The organism is Thiopseudomonas alkaliphila (assembly GCF_001267175.1).
Lineage (GTDB): Bacteria > Pseudomonadota > Gammaproteobacteria > Pseudomonadales > Pseudomonadaceae > Oblitimonas > Oblitimonas alkaliphila.
Map to the genome: position 1 here is coordinate 860,266 of NZ_CP012358.1, position 19,168 is coordinate 879,433.

At 47.8% G+C, this 19,168-nt stretch carries 20 protein-coding genes and 1 tRNA gene; 10 read left to right on the top strand and 11 right to left on the bottom strand.

Going from position 1 to position 19,168, the window contains the following annotated elements; genetic code table 11:
• Complete coding sequence (gene prfA / locus AKN87_RS04145; RefSeq protein WP_053102571.1) at positions 1–1,083, bottom strand: peptide chain release factor 1; 1,083 nt, start codon at positions 1,081–1,083, stop codon at positions 1–3.
• Positions 1,080–2,348 carry a glutamyl-tRNA reductase gene (gene hemA / locus AKN87_RS04150; RefSeq protein WP_053102572.1) on the bottom strand — a complete coding sequence of 423 codons (1,269 nt, stop codon included), beginning with the start codon at positions 2,346–2,348 and terminating at the stop codon, positions 1,080–1,082. The genes prfA and hemA overlap by 4 nt, the downstream gene beginning before the upstream one ends.
• 379 nt (positions 2,349–2,727) lie before the next feature.
• On the opposite strand from hemA, the gene AKN87_RS04155 reads away from it, so the two are divergent.
• The 8 genes from AKN87_RS04155 to ychF all read left to right on the top strand — a co-directional run bounded on the left by AKN87_RS04155 (position 2,728) and on the right by ychF (position 9,580).
• Entirely contained in the window at positions 2,728–4,461 is a 1,734-nt protein-coding gene (locus tag AKN87_RS04155; RefSeq protein ID WP_053102573.1) for a tetratricopeptide repeat protein, read from the top strand.
• Complete coding sequence (gene lolB, locus AKN87_RS04160) at positions 4,461–5,072, top strand: lipoprotein insertase outer membrane protein LolB (protein WP_053102574.1); 612 nt, start codon at positions 4,461–4,463, stop codon at positions 5,070–5,072. The genes AKN87_RS04155 and lolB overlap by 1 nt, the downstream gene beginning before the upstream one ends.
• Positions 5,073–5,094: 22 nt before the next feature.
• Positions 5,095–5,955: a 4-(cytidine 5'-diphospho)-2-C-methyl-D-erythritol kinase gene (ispE, locus tag AKN87_RS04165; RefSeq protein WP_053102575.1), complete on the top strand. Its 861-nt coding sequence runs from the start codon at positions 5,095–5,097 to the stop codon at positions 5,953–5,955.
• Between the two features lie 8 nt (positions 5,956–5,963).
• Positions 5,964–6,038 (top strand) — tRNA-Gln (locus tag AKN87_RS04170).
• An 84-nt stretch (positions 6,039–6,122) separates the two neighbouring features.
• Positions 6,123–7,067, top strand: coding sequence for a ribose-phosphate pyrophosphokinase (locus AKN87_RS04175; RefSeq protein WP_053099789.1), 945 nt, complete (start codon positions 6,123–6,125; stop codon positions 7,065–7,067).
• Positions 7,068–7,188: 121 nt separating this feature from the next.
• Complete coding sequence (locus AKN87_RS04180) at positions 7,189–7,836, top strand: 50S ribosomal protein L25/general stress protein Ctc (protein ID WP_053102576.1); 648 nt, start codon at positions 7,189–7,191, stop codon at positions 7,834–7,836.
• Positions 7,837–7,874: 38 nt separating this feature from the next.
• Positions 7,875–8,459 (top strand): aminoacyl-tRNA hydrolase, encoded by a 585-nt coding sequence (gene pth / locus AKN87_RS04185; RefSeq protein ID WP_053099791.1) that lies wholly within the window; start codon positions 7,875–7,877, stop codon positions 8,457–8,459.
• Positions 8,460–8,479: 20 nt separating this feature from the next.
• Complete coding sequence (gene ychF, locus AKN87_RS04190) at positions 8,480–9,580, top strand: redox-regulated ATPase YchF (protein WP_053099792.1); 1,101 nt, start codon at positions 8,480–8,482, stop codon at positions 9,578–9,580.
• 85 nt (positions 9,581–9,665) lie between these two features.
• Here ychF and AKN87_RS04195 read toward each other — a convergent pair whose 3' ends face one another.
• On the bottom strand, positions 9,666–10,658 hold the full coding sequence (locus AKN87_RS04195; protein WP_053102577.1) for a YhdH/YhfP family quinone oxidoreductase: 993 nt from the start codon (positions 10,656–10,658) through the stop codon (positions 9,666–9,668).
• A gap of 20 nt (positions 10,659–10,678) precedes the next feature.
• Positions 10,679–11,725, bottom strand: coding sequence for a protease SohB (gene sohB, locus AKN87_RS04200; protein WP_053102578.1), 1,047 nt, complete (start codon positions 11,723–11,725; stop codon positions 10,679–10,681).
• Positions 11,726–11,968: 243 nt separating this feature from the next.
• On the opposite strand from sohB, the gene AKN87_RS04205 reads away from it, so the two are divergent.
• Positions 11,969–12,283, top strand: coding sequence for an SCP2 sterol-binding domain-containing protein (locus AKN87_RS04205; RefSeq protein WP_053099795.1), 315 nt, complete (start codon positions 11,969–11,971; stop codon positions 12,281–12,283).
• A gap of 137 nt (positions 12,284–12,420) precedes the next feature.
• Positions 12,421–14,355, top strand: coding sequence for a DUF389 domain-containing protein (locus AKN87_RS04210; RefSeq protein ID WP_053102579.1), 1,935 nt, complete (start codon positions 12,421–12,423; stop codon positions 14,353–14,355).
• Positions 14,356–14,403: 48 nt separating this feature from the next.
• Here AKN87_RS04210 and AKN87_RS04215 read toward each other — a convergent pair whose 3' ends face one another.
• The 7 genes from AKN87_RS04215 to lpxK are packed head-to-tail and all read right to left on the bottom strand — an operon-like array spanning position 14,404 to position 18,937.
• Positions 14,404–14,886 (bottom strand): COG3650 family protein, encoded by a 483-nt coding sequence (locus AKN87_RS04215; protein WP_053102580.1) that lies wholly within the window; start codon positions 14,884–14,886, stop codon positions 14,404–14,406.
• A gap of 59 nt (positions 14,887–14,945) precedes the next feature.
• On the bottom strand, positions 14,946–15,443 hold the full coding sequence (tadA, locus tag AKN87_RS04220; RefSeq protein ID WP_064496069.1) for a tRNA adenosine(34) deaminase TadA: 498 nt from the start codon (positions 15,441–15,443) through the stop codon (positions 14,946–14,948).
• A gap of 11 nt (positions 15,444–15,454) precedes the next feature.
• The gene (gene murB, locus AKN87_RS04225; protein WP_053099798.1) at positions 15,455–16,495 is read right to left on the bottom strand and encodes a UDP-N-acetylmuramate dehydrogenase; all 1,041 of its coding nucleotides are present in this window, start codon (positions 16,493–16,495) and stop codon (positions 15,455–15,457) included.
• Positions 16,492–16,956: a low molecular weight protein-tyrosine-phosphatase gene (locus AKN87_RS04230; RefSeq protein WP_053102581.1), complete on the bottom strand. Its 465-nt coding sequence runs from the start codon at positions 16,954–16,956 to the stop codon at positions 16,492–16,494. The genes murB and AKN87_RS04230 overlap by 4 nt, the downstream gene beginning before the upstream one ends.
• Before the next feature lie 16 nt (positions 16,957–16,972).
• Positions 16,973–17,737: a 3-deoxy-manno-octulosonate cytidylyltransferase gene (gene kdsB / locus AKN87_RS04235; RefSeq protein WP_053102582.1), complete on the bottom strand. Its 765-nt coding sequence runs from the start codon at positions 17,735–17,737 to the stop codon at positions 16,973–16,975.
• A complete protein-coding gene (locus AKN87_RS04240; protein ID WP_053099801.1) occupies positions 17,734–17,925 on the bottom strand; it encodes a Trm112 family protein in 192 nt (63 codons plus the stop codon). The genes kdsB and AKN87_RS04240 overlap by 4 nt, the downstream gene beginning before the upstream one ends.
• The gene (lpxK, locus tag AKN87_RS04245; protein ID WP_053102583.1) at positions 17,906–18,937 is read right to left on the bottom strand and encodes a tetraacyldisaccharide 4'-kinase; all 1,032 of its coding nucleotides are present in this window, start codon (positions 18,935–18,937) and stop codon (positions 17,906–17,908) included. Before lpxK ends, AKN87_RS04240 begins: the two co-directional genes overlap by 20 nt.
• Between the last annotated feature and the right edge of the window lie 231 nt (positions 18,938–19,168).

The following is a 19,168-nucleotide window of genomic DNA, read 5'->3' on the forward strand; positions in this document are numbered from 1 at the left end:
TCAGTCGCCTAAAGCCGCTAATTGATCGGCTTGGTACTCCAGCAACAGAGGGGCCAACACTTGCTCTAACTCACCATTAATCACATCCGCTAATGAATAGAGCGTAAGGTTAATGCGATGATCAGTGACTCGACCCTGCGGATAGTTATAGGTACGAATACGCTCTGAGCGATCGCCCGACCCCACTAAAGAACGACGCGTATCAGAAATTTCTTGTTGAGCAGCGCTACTTTGCTGATCTTCTAAACGAGCCGCTAACCAGGCCATGGCCCGCGCTCGGTTTTTATGCTGTGAGCGCTCTTCCTGACACTCCACCACCGTACCCGTGGGTAAGTGAGTAATACGTACCGCAGAGTCTGTTTTGTTAACGTGCTGACCACCAGCGCCTGAGGCTCGATAGGTATCAATCCGTAAATCAGCTGGGTTAATTTCAATCGCCGCTTGCTCATCCGGCTCTGGCAGAATCACTACCGTACACGCTGAAGTATGTACCCGACCTTGAGATTCGGTCTCTGGCACTCGCTGCACGCGGTGCGCACCGGATTCAAACTTAAGCTGACCGTACACATTATTACCTTCAACCCGTGCAATCACTTCTTTATAGCCGCCGTGCTCGCCCTCATGCTCCGACAAGATTTCTACACGCCAGCCTTGATTTTCAGCGTAGCGTAAATACATGCGAAATAAGTCGCCAGCAAAAATAGCTGCTTCGTCCCCACCGGTACCCGCACGCACCTCTAAAAACACGTTACGACTATCATTGGGGTCTTTTGGCAACATTAAGCGTTGCAGCTCATCTTCTAATTGCTCGATCTGCTGTTTAGCGGTTGCGGCTTCTTCTTCCGCCATCTCACGCATTTCTGGATCGCTGTCTTTTAACAGTAATTGTGCTTCGGCAAGATTGGCTTGATTGTCTTTCCAGTCTTGAAACGTTTTAACCACTGGCTCAACCTCAGCGTACTCTTTAGAGCAGGCACGAAACTGCTCTTGATCGCTGATAATTTGTGCATCGCCCAGCATGGCGGTTAATTCTTCAAATCGCTCTTGAAGAATCTCCAGTTTTTTCACTAATGACGCTTTCATTTGCTGGGTTCACCCGTATTAAGTCCAAATAATTCCTGAGCCAAGTTCAGCGCTTCATTGCGCCCATCGGCTGTCAAGCGTTTAAGCTGCACACTGGGTGCATGTAAAAATTTGTTAGTTAACCCACGGGCTAACTGCGCCAGCACTTCCTCTGCAGGTGTACCATTGGCTAACGAGCGTTGGGCTTTCTCTAACTCTTCATCACGTAACTGCTCGCCTTGCTGACGAAATGCTCGCAGTACATCAACTGCACTCAACTCTCGTAGCCGCTGCATAAAATCTTGAGCGCCACGTACCACTAAATCTTCTGCAGCCTTCGCTGCGCCTTGGCGACTTTTTAAGTTTTCGCTAACTACTTCATGTAGATCATCGACACTGTATAAATACACATCACTGAGCTCACCAACCTCAGCTTCAATATCACGGGGTACGGCAATATCCACCATAAAAATGGGTTGGTGTTTGCGTTGTTTTAGTGCACGTTCAACCGCACCTTTACCTAAAATAGGCAACTGACTGGCGGTTGAACTGATCACAATATCGCTTTTAACCAGCTCATCGGGAATATCAGATAATAAGACCGCCTCGCCAGCAAACTCTTGGGCCAGCTCTTCAGCACGCGCTAAAGTACGGTTGGCCACTACTATTTTTTTAACGCCCTGCTCATGTAAATGACGGGCCACCAAGCTAATGGTTTCACCAGCACCAATTAACAGTGCCCTACTGGTCGATAAGTCACTAAATATTTGCTTAGCCAAACTGACTGCCGCAAAAGCTACTGAGACTGGGTTCTCACCAATAGCCGTATCAGTACGTACAGTTTTTGCCGTGCTAAAGGTGGCCTGAAACAAACGCCCCAGTAAAGGCCCCATGGTTCCTGCATCACGCGCATAGTTATAGGAGTCTTTAATTTGCCCTAAAATTTGTGGCTCGCCCAACACCAAAGAATCTAAGCCACAGGCAACCCGCATCATGTGCCGTACCGCTTCTTTATCGGTGTAAACATAAGCACACTTTGCTAAGTCGGCAAACTCTAACTGATGGTATTCAGCCAACCACTGCAAAATTGATTCAGGGTTAATCTGCTCTACATCTAAATACAGCTCACTGCGGTTACAGGTTGACAGAATAGCCGCTTCTCGCCCCTTAACGTGCTGGCACAGTTGCTGTAAAGCCCCAACCAATTGATCAGGACCAAACGCCACGCGCTCACGCACCTCAACCGAGGCTGTTTTATGATTAATACCTAGAGCAATAAAAGCCATGTACAGTCGCTAAACAGTTAAATAAAGTGGGTAATTCTCCTACTTTCAACCGCTCAGAACAACCTCCCCTGATTAACTTCAATATAAAAGACTAAACGAGGTATTTTACACACTCTCTAGGTTTTCGGGTAACTGCAGAATTTCTGCTAGGGTTAAGGTGTCTTCAGCGACACAACTCGCGTCTCATAGCTTAGTGAAACAAACTCTGTACGCTATTATGCAAAGACACTGAATTGTGGCTAGAATCTGTTGCACCTGAACTTAGCCCTGTGTTTTTTCTCTGATAAAATTCACCGTGCATGGATTTAGTGGCAGCATTCGGCTATCTGCGGCTGTTCACTTTCATGATCAATAACCTAATACACGTGATGCAGGCTCTATGAATCGTCTTTTTACGCTGTTACCTCTTTGCTTAGCTCTTACCGCTTGCCAAGCGGTAACCTCTACTCCGCAATCTGAGCCTTCCGCTCAAACAGCTGCGAGCACGCCAAGCACTGCTGCTCCTACAACGCCTGCCAGCAAAAGCTTCAGTCAAGACACCCTCTTATCTTTATTAGTGGCTGAAATTGCGGGGCAGCGTGAAGAGTTCGATTACGCCCTGCAAAGCTATAGCGCAGCCGCACAAGCTACCAAAGACCCTGCAATTTCTCGGCGTGCGTTTTTTATCGCCGAGTACATGAATGCCCCTGAGTACCTACTAAGCACTGCAGAAACTTGGTCGCAAGCAGCCCCAGATGACGTAGAAGCCCAGCGCGCATTCGCCATTCAGCTCGCCAGTCACGGACAGCTTACTCGCTCAATGACCATCATGGAGCAATTGCTGCAAGCTGACGCTGAAACCAACTTTGATTTTTTAGCGCTATCAGCCAGCCAAGCCAGTGACAGCACCCTACAAAATTTATTAGGCACTTTTAAGCAGCTAAGCCGCAAACACCCGCAGAATTTACAAATTATCTATGGCTATGCCTTACTGCTCAATCAAGCAGATCGCCCAGAGCGTGCCCTCAAAGTACTGCAGCGACACCCTGCTGCATCGCAGCACACCGCCCCCCTATTATTACAAGCCTCATTATTGGCGCAACTGGATCGAAAATCTGAGGCGGTGCCGGTCTTAAAACAAGCAGCAGAACTACGGCCAAATGATATTCGCGTACGCTTGAACTATGCCCGCCTACTCATTGAGCTGGAGCGCTTAGAAGAAGCGCGCAGCGAATTTTTAGATCTACACAATCGCTACCCCGAGAATGAAGATATTCGTCTATCTTTAGGCTTAGTCAATTTAGACCTTGAAGCTTGGCAAGAAGCTGAGGTGTATTTAACTCAACTGATTGACGATGAGCTACTAGTAGATGCCGCCCATTTTTACTTAGGCCTCACCTATGAGGGCATGCAAGAATATAAAGCTGCACTAGAAGAACATAAGCTCGTTACCCCCAGCCCTTACTTTCTTAATGCTCAGCAGCGGGTAATGGAGCTGATGTTGCAATTGCAACCCACTGCTGACACCTTGGCCTACGCTGAACTCCAGCGCCAACGTCATCCTGATCTAGCGGTAGATCTGTATATGCTACAGGTTGCTAGCCTCAAAGAGCATGACGCTACAGAAGCGGCTTGGACTTTGATTAACCAAGGCCTAAACGATTATCCGGATGATATTCCACTGCTTTATAGCCGTGCGATGCTGGCAGAGTCTGCCGGTGACCTCAAGCAAACGGAGCAAGATTTAAAGTTAATTTTACGTTTAGAGCCAGACAATGCCATGGCAATGAATGCACTAGGCTATACCTTGCTCGAACAAACACCGCGTCTAGAAGAAGCCAAAACCTTAATTGAGCAAGCGCATAAGCTCAACCCAGAAGAGCCAGCCACCCAAGACTCTCTTGGCTGGCTGTACTTTAAACTGGATCGTTTAGATGAAGCTGAACACTGGCTACGCCAAGCCTACAATGCATACCCTGATCCAGAAGTAGCCGCGCACCTAGCTGAGGTACTCTGGCAACGCAATAAGCAACGTGAGGCACGCAAATTATTAAAGCAAGCTTTACAAGAAAGCCCTGAGCACCCTATTGTTTTAGACACCTTGCAACGTTTAACTGGAAAAGATCAGCGCTAATGCTTAGATATTTAGTACTCGCCGCACTTGGTTTAACCCTCGTTGGTTGCTCCAACCTGACCCCAAAGCCCGATCAGCCAACAGGTCATTCGGCTTTAACTTGGCAGACCCATGAACAAAGTGTGCGCCCAATCAGCCAGTGGAATTTATCCGGTAAATTAGGCCTACGCAGCCCAGCTCAATCCGGTAGTGCACTGCTAACTTGGTACCAAGATCAGCAATATTTTGATATTCGCCTGAACGGCCCACTTGGCCAAGGAGCTACCCGACTATCTGGACAACCTGGCCGAGTACGCCTAGACATTAGCAGCAAAGGCTCGTTTGTTGCCGAATCTGCAGAAACCCTAATGCAGCAAGAGTTAGGCTGGTCACTGCCAGTAGAGTTTTTATTATCTTGGGCTAAAGGCTTACCTGTGCCCAAACTGGCTGCCCATACTGAGTTTGATGAGTTCGCGCGCCTGAGCCGCCTACAACAAGCTGGCTGGGACATTCACTACCTAGACTACGAGTCTGAAGCCCAAGGTGCCCTACCTACACGGATGAAAGTTAGTGGCCACAACTTACAACTAACCTTAGTGATTAAAGAATGGAACGCCCAAAGCGCGTTATAACAAGCCCGCACAATGAGTTAACATGACCCACCCACTCATAACCCTAACCTCTCCGGCCAAGCTTAATTTAATGCTGCATATTATCGGCCGGCGCGCTGATGGTTACCATCAACTGCAAACGGTGTTTCAGTTTTTGGACTATGGCGACAGCATGCAATTTAAGCTGCGCACTGATCATCAACTGATCCTGCATGACTCGTTACCCGGTGTCCTGCCTGAGCAGAACCTCATTTTACGTGCGGCGCATCTGCTACAACAGCACAGTAATTCTCAGCAAGGCGCTGAAATCTGGCTAAATAAACAATTGCCAATGGGCGGAGGGGTCGGCGGTGGCAGCTCCAATGCCGCCACTACGTTACTGGCGCTCAACCAGCTTTGGCAGTGCCAATTACCCCTCACCAAGCTGGCCCAGCTAGGCTTGCAACTCGGTGCCGATGTGCCAGTATTTATTCAAGGTCAGTCCTGTTTTGCTGAAGGCGTCGGTGAGCAAATGACTCCTTTAGTGTTACCGGAGCCCTGGTTTTTAGTGGTAACGCCTAAGGTCTGCATTAGTACCGCTGAGGTATTTTCCGCCCCTGAGTTGACAAGGGATAGTCAGCCGATTACTATACGCACCGTTCTTGAGCAAGGTCATCGTAATGATTGCCAAGCTGTAGTCGAGAGGTTATATCCTGAAGTGCATGAAGCACTAAACTTACTTGGTCGAGTCTGCCAAGCAAAGTTAACAGGAACCGGTAGCTGTGTATTTGGAAGTTTTCCAAGTCAAGCAGCAGCAGAAAGCGCTGCCAGAACACTACCTAACTCTCTCCCCTACTTTATTGCTAAAGGTGCCAATACTTCGGTTACGCATCGCCAGCTTAATAAACTAAAAGAACTTGGGTAAAACCCTTTAGGGGCGTCGCCAAGCGGTAAGGCAGCAGGTTTTGATCCTGCCATGCGTTGGTTCGAATCCAGCCGCCCCTGCCACATTACGAAACCTTCGAGGTTTCGCGAAAGCGAAGTCTCGAAGGTTTTTTTCGTCAGGCCCACCCTCAGTAACAGGTACTGCGCGTGTCCAAGATGATGATCTTTACGGGGAACGCAAACCCCGACTTAGCGCGCCGCGTCGCGCAACAACTACATATTCCTTTGGGCGATGTGTCCGTAGGTAAATTCTCTGACGGTGAAGTCAGCGTTGAAATTAACGAAAACGTTCGTGGTAAAGACGTGTTCTTAATTCAGCCAACGTGTGCGCCAACTAACGATAACCTCATGGAGCTTATCGTGATGATTGACGCCTTCCGTCGTTCTTCCGCTTCGCGCATTACTGCGGTTGTGCCCTACTTCGGTTATGCACGCCAAGACCGCCGTCCACGCTCCGCTCGAGTTGCAATCAGTGCCAAAGTAGTGGCTGATATGCTAACCGGCGTAGGTGTAGATCGCGTGTTAACGGTAGACTTACACGCTGACCAAATCCAAGGTTTCTTTGATATTCCTGTCGATAATATTTACGGCTCGCCGGTATTAGTTGACGATATCCAAGCCCAACGCTTTGAAAACACCATGATCGTTTCGCCCGATATTGGTGGTGTGGTACGTGCCCGTGCTGTTGCTAAATCCTTAGGTGTTGACCTTGCCATTATTGACAAGCGTCGCCCTAAAGCGAACCAATCAGAAGTCATGCATATTATTGGTGATGTCCAAGACCGCACCTGTATTTTGGTGGATGACATGGTAGATACGGCCGGCACCTTATGCACCGCAGCTCAAGCGTTGAAAGACCGTGGTGCGCAAAAGGTATTAGCCTACTGCACTCACCCGATTCTGTCGGGGCGAGCAATTGAGAATATTACCGGCTCACAGCTAGATGAATTAGTTATTACTAATACCATCCCACTATCTGCAGCTGCACAAGCCTGTGGTAGAATCCGCCAGCTGGATATTGCACCAGTAGTCGCTGAAGCGGTTCGCCGTATCAGTAACGAAGAATCCATCAGCGCGATGTTTCGCTCATAAACAAAGCATCGAACTGATTTAACCGCCAGCCAAACTGTTAACTGATGTTTGGCTGGTCTTTACAACCCTGCACTAAAAACTGGTCGCAAGTTTTAGTGACAGTGTTTTTATGGAGATACCCATGTCTGAATTTACGCTAAACGTTACTGCACGTAACGACTTAGGGAAAGGTGCGAGCCGCCGCCTACGTCGTAACGCTAACTTAATTCCTGCTGTGATCTACGGCGGTGAAGAAGCTCCTTTATCTGTAAGCTTAGAAACTCGCGAAGTCGCTAAACTACTGTTAAACGAAGCCGCTTTCAGCAGCATCTTAACCTTAAAGTTAGATGGTAAAGATCAACTGGTATTGATCAAAGACTTACAACGTCACCCATCTAAAGGCTTTGTGATGCACGCTGACTTCATTCGCGTAATCGCAGGTCAAGTACTCACCGCTATCGTACCGGTTCACTACCTGAACGAAGAAGAGTGCGTAGGTGTTAAATTAGGTGGTGGTGACTTACTGCGCTCAACCCCTGAGCTAGAAGTTTCTTGCTTACCACAAGATTTACCAGAAGCAATCGAAGTTGACGTACTCAACCTTGAAGTGGGCGAAACCCTGCACTTATCACAAATCGCAGCGCCTAAAGGTGTTGAATTCGTTGCATTAACCAACGAAAACGATTTACCGATCGCCACTGTTCAACCTCCACGTGCTGAGGAAGAAGAGGAAGAAGCGGTAGAAGGCGCAGAAGAAGCACCTGCAGCTGAAGAAGCTAAAGAGGACTAATCCTCTCTTGCTTAGCTAAATCTAAGAGGAGCCCCATTGTGACTGCTGTGAAACTGATCGTTGGACTTGGTAACCCTGGCCCAGAGTACGACCAGACTCGGCATAACGCTGGGGCTCTTTTTGTTGAATTACTGGCTAGGCATATGGGTGTTAATTTAGCACCTGAAAAAAAATATTTTGGTTTAACCGCTAAATTTAGCCATAAGGGCCAAGATATTCGTCTGCTCATTCCTACCACTTATATGAATCGTAGCGGACAAGCAGTGAGCAGCTTGGCAAATTTTTTTCGAATTAAGCCAGAAGAAATTCTCGTCGCCCATGATGAGCTTGATATGCCGCCTGGTGTAGCCAAACTCAAGCAAGGTGGTGGTCACGGCGGTCACAATGGACTACGTGATATTATCGCCAGCCTTGGCAACCAAAATAATTTCCTCCGCTTACGCTTAGGCATTGGCCACCCTGGCCATAGCAGCCAAGTAAGCAACTATGTACTCAGTCGTGCTCCACGTACTGAACAAGAGCAATTAGCATCCAGTATTGATTTTGCCCTTGGCGTGCTGCCAGATCTTCTTGACGGCAACCTGTCGCGCGCTATGCAACAGCTGCACAGCCAAAAGGCCTGACTTTTCCCGAGGGACCCATTATGGGATTTAATTGTGGCATCGTTGGATTACCAAACGTTGGTAAATCCACTTTATTTAATGCATTAACTAAATCAGGCATTGCTGCCGAAAACTTCCCCTTCTGTACCATTGAGCCTAACAGCGGTGTAGTGCCAATGCCAGATCCGCGCCTCAGCGCCTTAGCTGAAATTGTTAAGCCCGAGCGTGTCCTGCCCACCACCATGGAGTTTGTTGATATTGCTGGGTTAGTTGCCGGCGCCTCTAAAGGTGAAGGTCTAGGTAACAAGTTTTTAGCTAATATCCGCGAGACTGATGCCATCGCCCATGTGGTGCGCTGCTTTGAAGACGATAACATTATCCACGTCTCCAACAGCGTTGACCCTAAGCGCGACATTGAAATCATTGACCTTGAACTCATTTTTGCTGACCTCGATAGCGTTGAAAAACAACTGCAAAAAGTGGTCCGCACAGCTAAAGGCGGTGATAAGGATGCAGTAGCGCAAAAAGCCCTGCTAGAACAGCTACAAGCACACTTTACCGATGGCAAGCCAGCGCGTAGCCTAATCAAAGACTTAAGCGATGAAGAAAAACGTATTGTGCGCGGCTTTCACTTACTAACCAGTAAACCGGTTATGTACATTGCCAACGTAGCGGAAGATGGCTTTGAGAATAACCCGCACCTAGACACTGTACGCGCCATTGCTGAGGCAGAAGGCGCTGTAGTAGTGCCAGTGTGCAATAAAATTGAAGCCGAAATTGCCGAGCTTGAAGACGGCGAAGAAAAAGATATGTTCTTAGAAGCGCTCGGCCTTGAAGAGCCCGGCTTAAATCGTGTGATTCGCGCTGGCTATCAGCTGCTCGATCTACAAACCTACTTTACCGCCGGGGTTAAAGAAGTACGCGCCTGGACCACTAAAGTAGGCGCTACTGCGCCCCGCGCGGCGGCGGCGATTCATACTGACTTTGAAAAAGGCTTTATTCGCGCCGAAGTGATCAGCTACGACGACTTCATTCAGTACCAAGGCGAAGCCGGTGCTAAAGAAGCCGGTAAATGGCGTCTAGAAGGCAAGGAATACATCGTTAAAGATGGCGATGTAATGCACTTTAGATTTAACGTCTAAAGCACTGCCTGCCAAAAACTTAAGCATAAAAAAGGGCGAGTGACTCAACATCACTCGCCCCTTGCTTTAGCCAAACTGACCGCACTTAATGATCGGCCAACTTCACCAACATCCGCCCGGTATGTAGCCCTGATAAAATTTGACTAATCGCCGCTGGCACTTGCTCTAAGCTAATTTCAGTGACCAGTTGCTCTAAAGCAGGCACACTCCACTCCGTAGCTAACTTATCCCATACCGCTTGTTTTTCTGCTAGCGGTAGCTCAACGGAGTCCACCCCCAGCAAATTCACGCCCCGTAAAATAAATGGCAAAATGCTAGCATCAAAATTAACTCCAGCTGTTAAGCCACAGCAGGCTGCACTTGCACCGTAGTTCAGGGCTTTAATCGCATTAAACAACAGATCACCACCTACGGTATCCACCACTCCAGCCCAGAGCGGGCGAAGTAATGGCTTATTTAGCCCTTCAGCCAGCTGTTCGCGACTAAGCACCTGCTCTGCCCCTAAGCTTTGCAACCACTCTGCCTGCTCTGCTTTACCTGTGACCGCAGCTACTTTAAAGCCCAATTTACTCAATAACGCCACTGCAATGCTACCAACGCCACCCGTAGCACCTGTAACTAATACAGTGCCCTGCTCAGGCATTAAACCGGCTTTTAAGAGCTTATTAATACATAATCCAGCCGTTAGTCCAGCAGTGCCATAACTCATTGCCTGCTGCGCGGTTAAACCCACAGGGCGTTTAATCGCCCACGCTGCTGGCACCCGAATATAACCAGCTAAGCCACCCGCAGTATTCATCCCTAAATCATAACCAGTCACAATCACTTCGGTGCCTGGCTGAAAATCGGCCACACTGGATTCAACCACTGTACCTGCGGCATCAATCCCGGGTGTATGGGGATAATGCTTGGTCACCCCACGATTCCCCGAAGCCGACAACGCATCTTTATAGTTTAAACAGGAGTATTCCACCTTAATCAGCAGCTCGCCCTCAGGTAAGTCGGCTACTGAACGCTCGATAATTTGCTGCTTAAATTCAGGGGTTTCAGTAACCCATAACGCCTTAAAGTGCTTCATAATAACTCCTTAGTCAGCAGCTATTGCCCGCTGCGTTGCTCTTGATTAAGTTTGAGTAGCTTGCTCCAAAGTGTATCAAACACGCTGCAAGCAGCTACCCCTAATTTCTGTGCCAGCTTTTGTTTGCGAGTAAAACGCAACAAATACACCGATTTTTCTTTTGCTTGCGTGACCAAATACTCTTCACTGGTCATCACCTCATCCACTAAATTCAGCAGCTTGGCATCTAGCCCTAGCCAAGTTTCACCGGTAGCAATTTGCTCAATATCAAGGCTCGGGCGATAATCGCTGACAAAGCGCTTAAATAGTTGATGGGTGACCTCTAGCTCTTCAACGAACTTCTGCCGCCCTTCTTCAGTATTTTCTCCTAGCATGGTCAGCGTACGCTTATACTTGCCGGCAGTTAATAGCTCCACATCGACATCATGTTTTTTTAATAAGCGATGGATATTAGGCACCTGAGCCACCACGCCAATCGAGCCTAAGATCGCAAAAGGGGCTGATAAAATACGGTCACCAATACAGGCCATCATATAGCCACCACTGGCCGCTACCTTATCGACACAAATGGTTAAAGGCACGCCTGCTTGCTTAATTCGTGCCAGCTGGGAAGCCGCTAAACCATAACTGTGCACCATGCCACCAGCACTTTCTAAACGCAGCACAATTTCATCTTGCTCTGTTGCAATGGTCAGCGCTGCGGTAATCATTTCACGTAAATTATCAGTGTCTGAGGCTTTAATATCACCATCAAAGTCCATGACAAACACCCGCGCAGTGCCAGTGCTGGCTTGAGTGTTGGCTTTGGCTTGTTTTTTCGCTGTTTTCTCTTGTTTGGCGAGCTGCTTATGCTTGCGCTTGAGCTCATCCTTATCAAGCACTTCGTGCTCAAGGGTATCTTGTAAGTCTTCAAGGTGCTCATTAAAACTAATCACTTCTAACTCACCTTGCGCTTCGCCACGTCCTCGCCCGCGGGCACCTAGCACTAACGACAAGAGCAAGACCAAGGCTAACAACAAGGTGCCAACCTTAGCTAAAAAAACTAAATATTCGTACACGAAGGCCATATTACTTCCTAGTTCAAGGTAAACAGCCGACCATGATACGTGAGCCTTGCCACTTGTTCAGTTTTTATCTGCCACACTGCTTAAATCCACGAAAATGTCACAAATAGATTAGACAAAATAATGATTTTTCAAACAATCGTATGATTTTATTTGACAGCCTAGCACCTTCCTCATACTCTTCTAGCCACGCTAAATTCAAGCTAACTTGTTGCTACTAATATCATTACTTACTAAAGGATTCTCATTATGTCCGCAGCAGATATTATTCAAAATCTAACCTCTAAATTTAACGCTGATGCCGCTCAGGGTTTAGATTTAATTTTTCAGTTCAATATTGAAGATGCCAGCAACTACTACCTCGTAGTAAAAGACGGTACCTGTGATGTACAAGCAGGTGATGCTGATGAGCCAAACGTAACCTTAATCATGGACAGCGAAACCTTTAAAGGCATCGCTACTGGCGAAACCGACGGCATGCAAGCCTTTATGAGCGGCAACTTGCGCGCTGAAGGCGATATGATGTTAGCAATGAAACTAAGCGAGCTGTTCCCAGTCTAGTTCAGCGGCTGCTATTAAAAACCAGTGCCCTATGCGCTGGTTTTTTTATGCCTGAGTTTTGTCGCCAACCTCTGCTAAACGCTACAATGGTGCGCTTGTTGCTTGATTGAGTCGCCTTTTAAATGGATTGTGCCTGTATGTTTGTTGAAACAGCTCTGCTTATTTACCCCAGCCCAACTCACCCGTTAGTTGCCAGCGCTGAAACCTTTGCCCGTGAACAGCAAATTAAACTGACGGGGATAGCTTTAGCGGATTTTTTAGCGGCTCCTGGCCGAGCGCTAGATCTTGCTGAGCATGTGGTGGTGCTTGCAGATGACGAAACCATGGCTGACCTTGTTAGCCTAGCAAAAACCCTTAATTTTAGTTTGGGCATTATTCCACTGGAAAACCAAGTCAGGCTGCATGAATGGTTTATGTTTCCCACTCAAACAGAAGACTGTTTACCTCTAGCTTTTCAACTGCCCAACAAATCAGTCGACGTGCTGCGCTGCAATAATGAAACGGCCTTAGGCTCAGTGATGCTCGGCGACACCCCCTTTCTTGATCAAAGCAGTAAAGCTTATCGAGCGCGCAATCAGTCGGCTTGGCGCCGTTTGGTATACACGGTGCTATTGATTATTAACAGTCTACGTAACCTATTTACTATCCACCCCTTTGGCATCACCTTAACCGTGGGCCAAAATAAGCCAGTGAAAACAGCTATTACTGGGATGATTTCCATCGAAAACAACGTCAATAATGCCGCCGCACGCATGTTGACCACCTCTATCTCGGTGCAAGATGGCAAAGTTTCCAGTATTTTAATCGCCCCTAAATCCATCATGGATTACTTGGCTTTTTTGTTAAAAGCCGTCTTTCATAAAGATAAAACCAGTGCCAAGCTGCCTAAAGCGATTAGCTATATTCGCAGCCAATACTTAAAAATTGAAAGCCAAAAACCGCTGACCTACTACCTAGATAGCCAACCACGGAGCGCCAACTGCATTGAAATGGAGCTTTATCCAGAAGCGGTTAAGCTCAATTTAAGTGATGAGTATTTTGCAGCCCAAGGTGGGCAACGGGGCGGCAAAGATACACTGAAACTAGAAAATCTGCCGCACAATGAAGAGCGCATCTCAATGATTCAACGGCGCTTGCCGCTATTTACCAATGCCGTAGAAGAAGACTTTCGAGAGCTTTTTTTACAACTACGCGACAACGCCAAAAGCCAAAGCAGCTTTATAGCCTTAATGATTCTAAGCTCACTGGTCGCCACCTTGGGTTTATTTCTTTCAAGCCCGGCGGTCATTATTGGCGCGATGGTTTTAGCCCCCTTAATGGCACCGATTATTTCTTTGGCAATGGGGGTATTGCGTAGTGAGCAACAACTGATCAAGCAATCCCTAACCACTATTGGCATTGGCGTTACCTTAGCCTTGCTGACCTCGGCCTTATTGGCACTGATTATTCCCATTTCTAAAGTCACAGGTGAAATCTCGGGGCGCTTGCATCCTAACCTGTTAGATTTAGGCGTAGCCGTTTTTTCCGGAGTGGCCGGCGCCTATGCCCACGCCCGCGAAAGCATTATGAAAAGCATGCCCGGCGTTGCAATTGCGGTCGCTTTAGTACCCCCACTGTGTGTCGTGGGTATTGGAATTGGCTGGTGGGAGTGGGAAGTAATGAGCGGTGCAGCGCTGTTGTTTCTAACTAACTTGGTCGGGATTGCCTTAGCCGCGGCAGTCACTTTTTTAGTACTCGGCTATGCCCCTTTAGTTAAAGCGCACCGTGGCTTGGTCTTGTCTTTAACCATTTTGGCGGTGATTACTGTGCCGCTCACCTTCTCTTTCCATAATATGTATCAGATCTGGCGGGTTGAGCAGGTGGTGCTTGATAAGACCTTACAAATCAACGGTAAAAACTTGCAGCTAGATAATGTGCAGGTCCAGTTTTCACGAGCTGATATTATTATCCAAGCCAATGTCAGCTCAGAGGTCAATGTTTTATATCAAGACTTAGTCGAGCTAAAACAACATCTCGAGCGTGAGCTACAGCACTCGGTCAAGCTCAAGGCAACTCCACGGATCACGCTGTAACTCAACCTATTAGCCTAGCCACTAAGCATACGTGGCTAGGCTAATGCTTTACTCATCCCAGCGTGAGGCGCAGCCTAATAAATCTTCCCCTGCCCAATGGAATGTGGCGGTAAATTCATAGTCACGCTCCACCATGGTGTCTTGACAAGGCTGGCTACGAATATCCAACCAAAACTCTTGGCCTTCATACAGCCCAGAATAAGTTACCCCTTTGGCATAGGCTAAACGCTCATCGACCTTTAGTTCGATACCATCTAGATGCTCTGGAGTGATAAAACGCATCTCATGTTCAGCCAGTTCCACAGTCCAAAATGGCTCATTGCCTTGGGCTCGAAACATCGTCACCACAGTATCCTCAGCTTCCGTGCTCTGCTTACCTGTGCCCTCTAGCGCCTTAATTGCTGCCTGTGGTACTTGGGCTGAGTCAGCTTGACTGGCCTCCTCACAGCCAATCAGCAAGCCGCTGCTTAATAGCAAAAACAGGCCGCTAACGAGCGCTTTCACTGTGCCTGTTGAACTCATCTGTTGCATCGATTGATCCTCTTTAGCTACGGCTTTAGATATTCAAGCATGCCCCATATTTAGGTTGATTACTTTTTCCTGCGCGCCTGAAAAAACTCTTTGAGCAAAGTACTGGAGGACTCTGCTAACAGACCCTGTTCAAACTGCACTTTATGATTATAGCTACTTTGCTCAAATAACTGCTGCTGACTTATGACAGCACCTGATCTTGGCTCAAGGGCAGCAAACACCACCCGTTGAATGCGGGTATGGATAATTAATCCCGCACACATGGTGCATGGCTCTAATGTCACATAGAGCGTGGCACCAGGCAAACGATAATTTTGCTTAAACTGCGCCGCCGCACGGATTGCCATAACTTCCGCATGGGCTGAGGGATCTGACTGGGCAATCGGCTGATTAAAGCCTTCACCAATAATCACGCCATTCTCCACCACCAACGCACCAACAGGCACCTCACCTAAGGCCGCTGCTTGCTTCGCAAGCGCTAAAGCGTGCTGCATAAATGCTAAGTCTTGGCTGCGATCAATATAACGCAGTGGCGTTTGCAACGCTGTTTTCGCCATTACCTAGAATCCTATTGCTGGCTCCCGCCACGGGGCAAGATATTGGGCTCAATTTCTAAACTTACGGAAAATTGTTGCTGGATATCTGCGGCAATTTGTCTTGCCAACTCCAACACCTCAACGCCTGTCGCTTGACCTTTATTAACCAACACCAAAGCTTGCTGCTGATGCACTGCGGCATCTCCTACTTGTTTACCTTTCCAGCCGGCCTGCTCAATTAACCAGCCAGCGGCAAGTTTCACTTGGCCATTAGCCAGTGGAAAACTCACCAAGCTCGGATAACGACCACGCAACTGCTCGGCGTGGGCTTGGCTAACTTCGGGGTTTTTAAAGAAACTACCGGTATTGGGTAATACTTGAGGATCGGGTAATTTACTGCGACGAATCTCACAGACCAAATCACTCACTATCAAAGGAGTTGGCTGTTCAATACCTTTCGCTGCCAGCAGCGCCTGGATATTTCCATAGTTCAGTACCAATTGCGGCTGCTTGGCTAACTTCAGGGTGACATCTAAAATCAGCCATTGATCAGGCTCGCGCTTAAATCGGCTATCGCGGTAGGCAAACTGACATTGAGCTTGAGAAAACACCTGTACTTGCTGAGTCTGTAAATTAACCGCGGTGAGTTCCAGCAAATAATCTTTCAGCTCTACGCCATAAGCGCCAATATTTTGTACGGGAGCAGCGCCTACTGTGCCAGGAATTAGACTCAAATTCTCTAAGCCTTGATAGCCCTGCTTAACTGTCCAGCGTACCAACTCATGCCAGTTTTCCCCCGCCTGCACTTTAAGGGTAATCCCTGTGTCGGTTTCCTCTAGCACCTCAATGCCTCGGGTCGCAACTTTAAGCACTAGGTAGGGTAAATCACCGGCTAAGACTAAATTGCTGCCACCGCCCAACACCCATAATGGTCGCTGCAACTGCTCGGCATAAGCAAAAACTGCCGGTAAATCACTTACTTGAGTGAGCTCTATCAAGTAATCTGCTTGGGCTGTAATCGCCAAAGTATTTAGCGCCTGTAAACTGACGTCCTGTTTTAGCTCAATGCTCACAAGCGCCCCTTTAATTCGGTCAGCAGCTTTTGACTGGCTTGCTCAAGTAAATTCAGGACCTGCTCAAATCCTTCCGCCCCTCCGTAATAGGGATCGGGTACTTCAGATAAGGGCAGCTGATAACGCTGTAAATACAAATCCAGCTCGGCTTTAGCGGCAGCTGGCTGAATTTGTTTAAGATGCTCCAGATTGCTTTGATCCATAGCTAAAATCAGATCAAAGCGATGAAAGTCCTCGGCACTGACCTGACGTGCTTGTAAGGCAGAAATATCTATACCGCGGGCTAAGGCCGCCGCTTGCGAGCGCGGATCTGGGGCTTTCCCGGTGTGCCAGTCAGCAGTACCTGCAGAGTCAACGGTGATTTGCTCCGTCAGCTGCGCTTGAGCTAGCTCGTGGCGGAACATACCTTCTGCCGTTGGCGAACGACAAATATTTCCCAAACAAACAAACAGTACTTTCATCTCAATTCTCCCACCTTTACTTAGCTAGCAGTGCCCGTACCCGTGCTAAATCTTGCTCAGTATCGACTCCTGCTGGCGGTGCCGCAAGAGCGTCGGCCACATGAATTTGCACCCCATTCCACAGTGCCCGCAGTTGCTCTAGACTTTCTACTTGTTCAAGCTCACAAGCTCCCCAACGTACAAAATCGGCTAAAAATCCGGCGCGATAGGCATAAATACCGATATGCCGTCTAAAGTGCACATTGTTTGGCAATTCTTGTGGTGCTGTGGCTAAAGCATCTCGCGCCCAAGGTAAAGGGGCACGGGAAAAAGTTAACGCCATGCCATGTTTATTTGTAGAAACCTTTACTACATTGGGATTAAACAACTGCTCATACTGTGTAATAGGCTCAGCTAAGGTGGCAATTTTAGCCGCACTATGTGTGGCTAAATTCATCGCCACTTGATCAATAATAGATGCAGGAATTAAAGGCTCATCGCCTTGTACATTCACCACAATAGCCTCTTCTGGCAGATTTAATTGCTCAGCCACTTCCGCTAAACGATCAGTCCCTGACTCATGATCTGCACGGGTCAAAACCACCTTAGCATTAAAATGCTCACAGGCCGCTGCAATTCGCTCATCATCGGTGGCAATCACGACATCTTGGGCGGCGCTTTTTTTAGCTTGCTCCCACACATGTTGCACCATAGGTTTGCCAGCAATATCTAACAGTGGTTTACCAGGTAAACGGGTAGAGGCATAGCGGGCAGGAATAACAACAATAAAAGGCTGACTCATGAATGACTATCCAAACGCTCATCGGTGGTGAGAGTGCGGGCTTCAGTTTCTAGCATCACCGGAATTTCATCACGAATTGGAAAAGCTAGCCCATCCTGCTTACACCATAATTCATTTTTTTCAGCATTATATTTAAGGCCGCTGTTACATAGGGGGCACGCTAAAATATCAAGAAGTTTTGGATCCATTGACCTGTTCCTCTTTAGGGAGTTGTAAAAGCTCAGTCAGCTTTTCTGCCCACCATGCCACAAAATTGGCGGTAGGTCGTGCGTCAACTGCTAAATACCACCAGTTATCCGCTGCAAAAGCCCTGCATTTTACCGCATCTTTCTCGGTCATGATAACGGGTAAATCATCGGCAAAGTTAAACTCTTCGCCGGTAAATACTGCATGATCGGCAAAAGCATGGGGTATTGCTTGGTAGCCAAGCGCCGTTAAGGTATTAAAAAAACGCTGGGGATTGCCAATCCCAGCCACTGCATGCACTGCCTGCCCTTGTGGGAAATGATCAAGGCTAAACCGCTCACCGGTTTTTAGGTGAATAAAGGCGGCCGGTTCAACCTGAAAAGCAAAACTGGCTGCTGAGTCGCAAGCGCCATTAAACAACACCGCATCAACACTACTCAGCCGCTCCGCTGGCTCACGCAAAGGACCGCAGGGTAAGCAATAGCCATTACCCAATTGCCGCTGCCCATCAATTAGTACCAGCTCGCAGTCACGGGCTAAACGATAATGCTGCAACCCATCATCGGATAAAATTAACTGTACGTCATAGTGTTCGGTTAAGTAGCGAGCCGCTTGCGCCCGATCTGGATCAATCACCACCGGCACTTGGCTACGCTGGCTAATTAGTAAAGGTTCATCCCCTGCAATTGCGGCGCTATCACTGGCCGAAACGGCCCACGGATAAGCCGGTGGCTTAGCCCCGTAGCCACGACTAATCACCCCAACCGATAGCTGTTGCTGTTTGCAATACTCGATTAACCATAAAATCATCGGGGTTTTGCCAGTCCCGCCAACCGTAATATTACCGACAATCACTACGGGTACCGTCGCCTGATAACTGAGCTCAGGCGATTGCTGAAAACGCTTAAACTTGCGCTTAACTACCCCGCGATAGAGCCACTCTAACGGCTTAAGTAAAGTGAGCCATGAATACGGCCGACTCCAAGCGCGATACAACCAGTTAACAAACTTCACAAATTCAACACGACCTCAAGTATTTGAGCTATTAAGTATAAAAAAATATATCAATGGTTAATCAAATGAGTATTTAGAGAGTAATCATAATAATTTACTAATTAACCTCCCTTGTACCCCAACTAATCAGTGGCTTTAAAACTCAAAAACTAGGCAGGTTACTTTCTAACTGCTACATCCCTCTGATAGCAGCTAAGTTTTTCTAATGCTAGGAAGTAACCTTAACCCTAG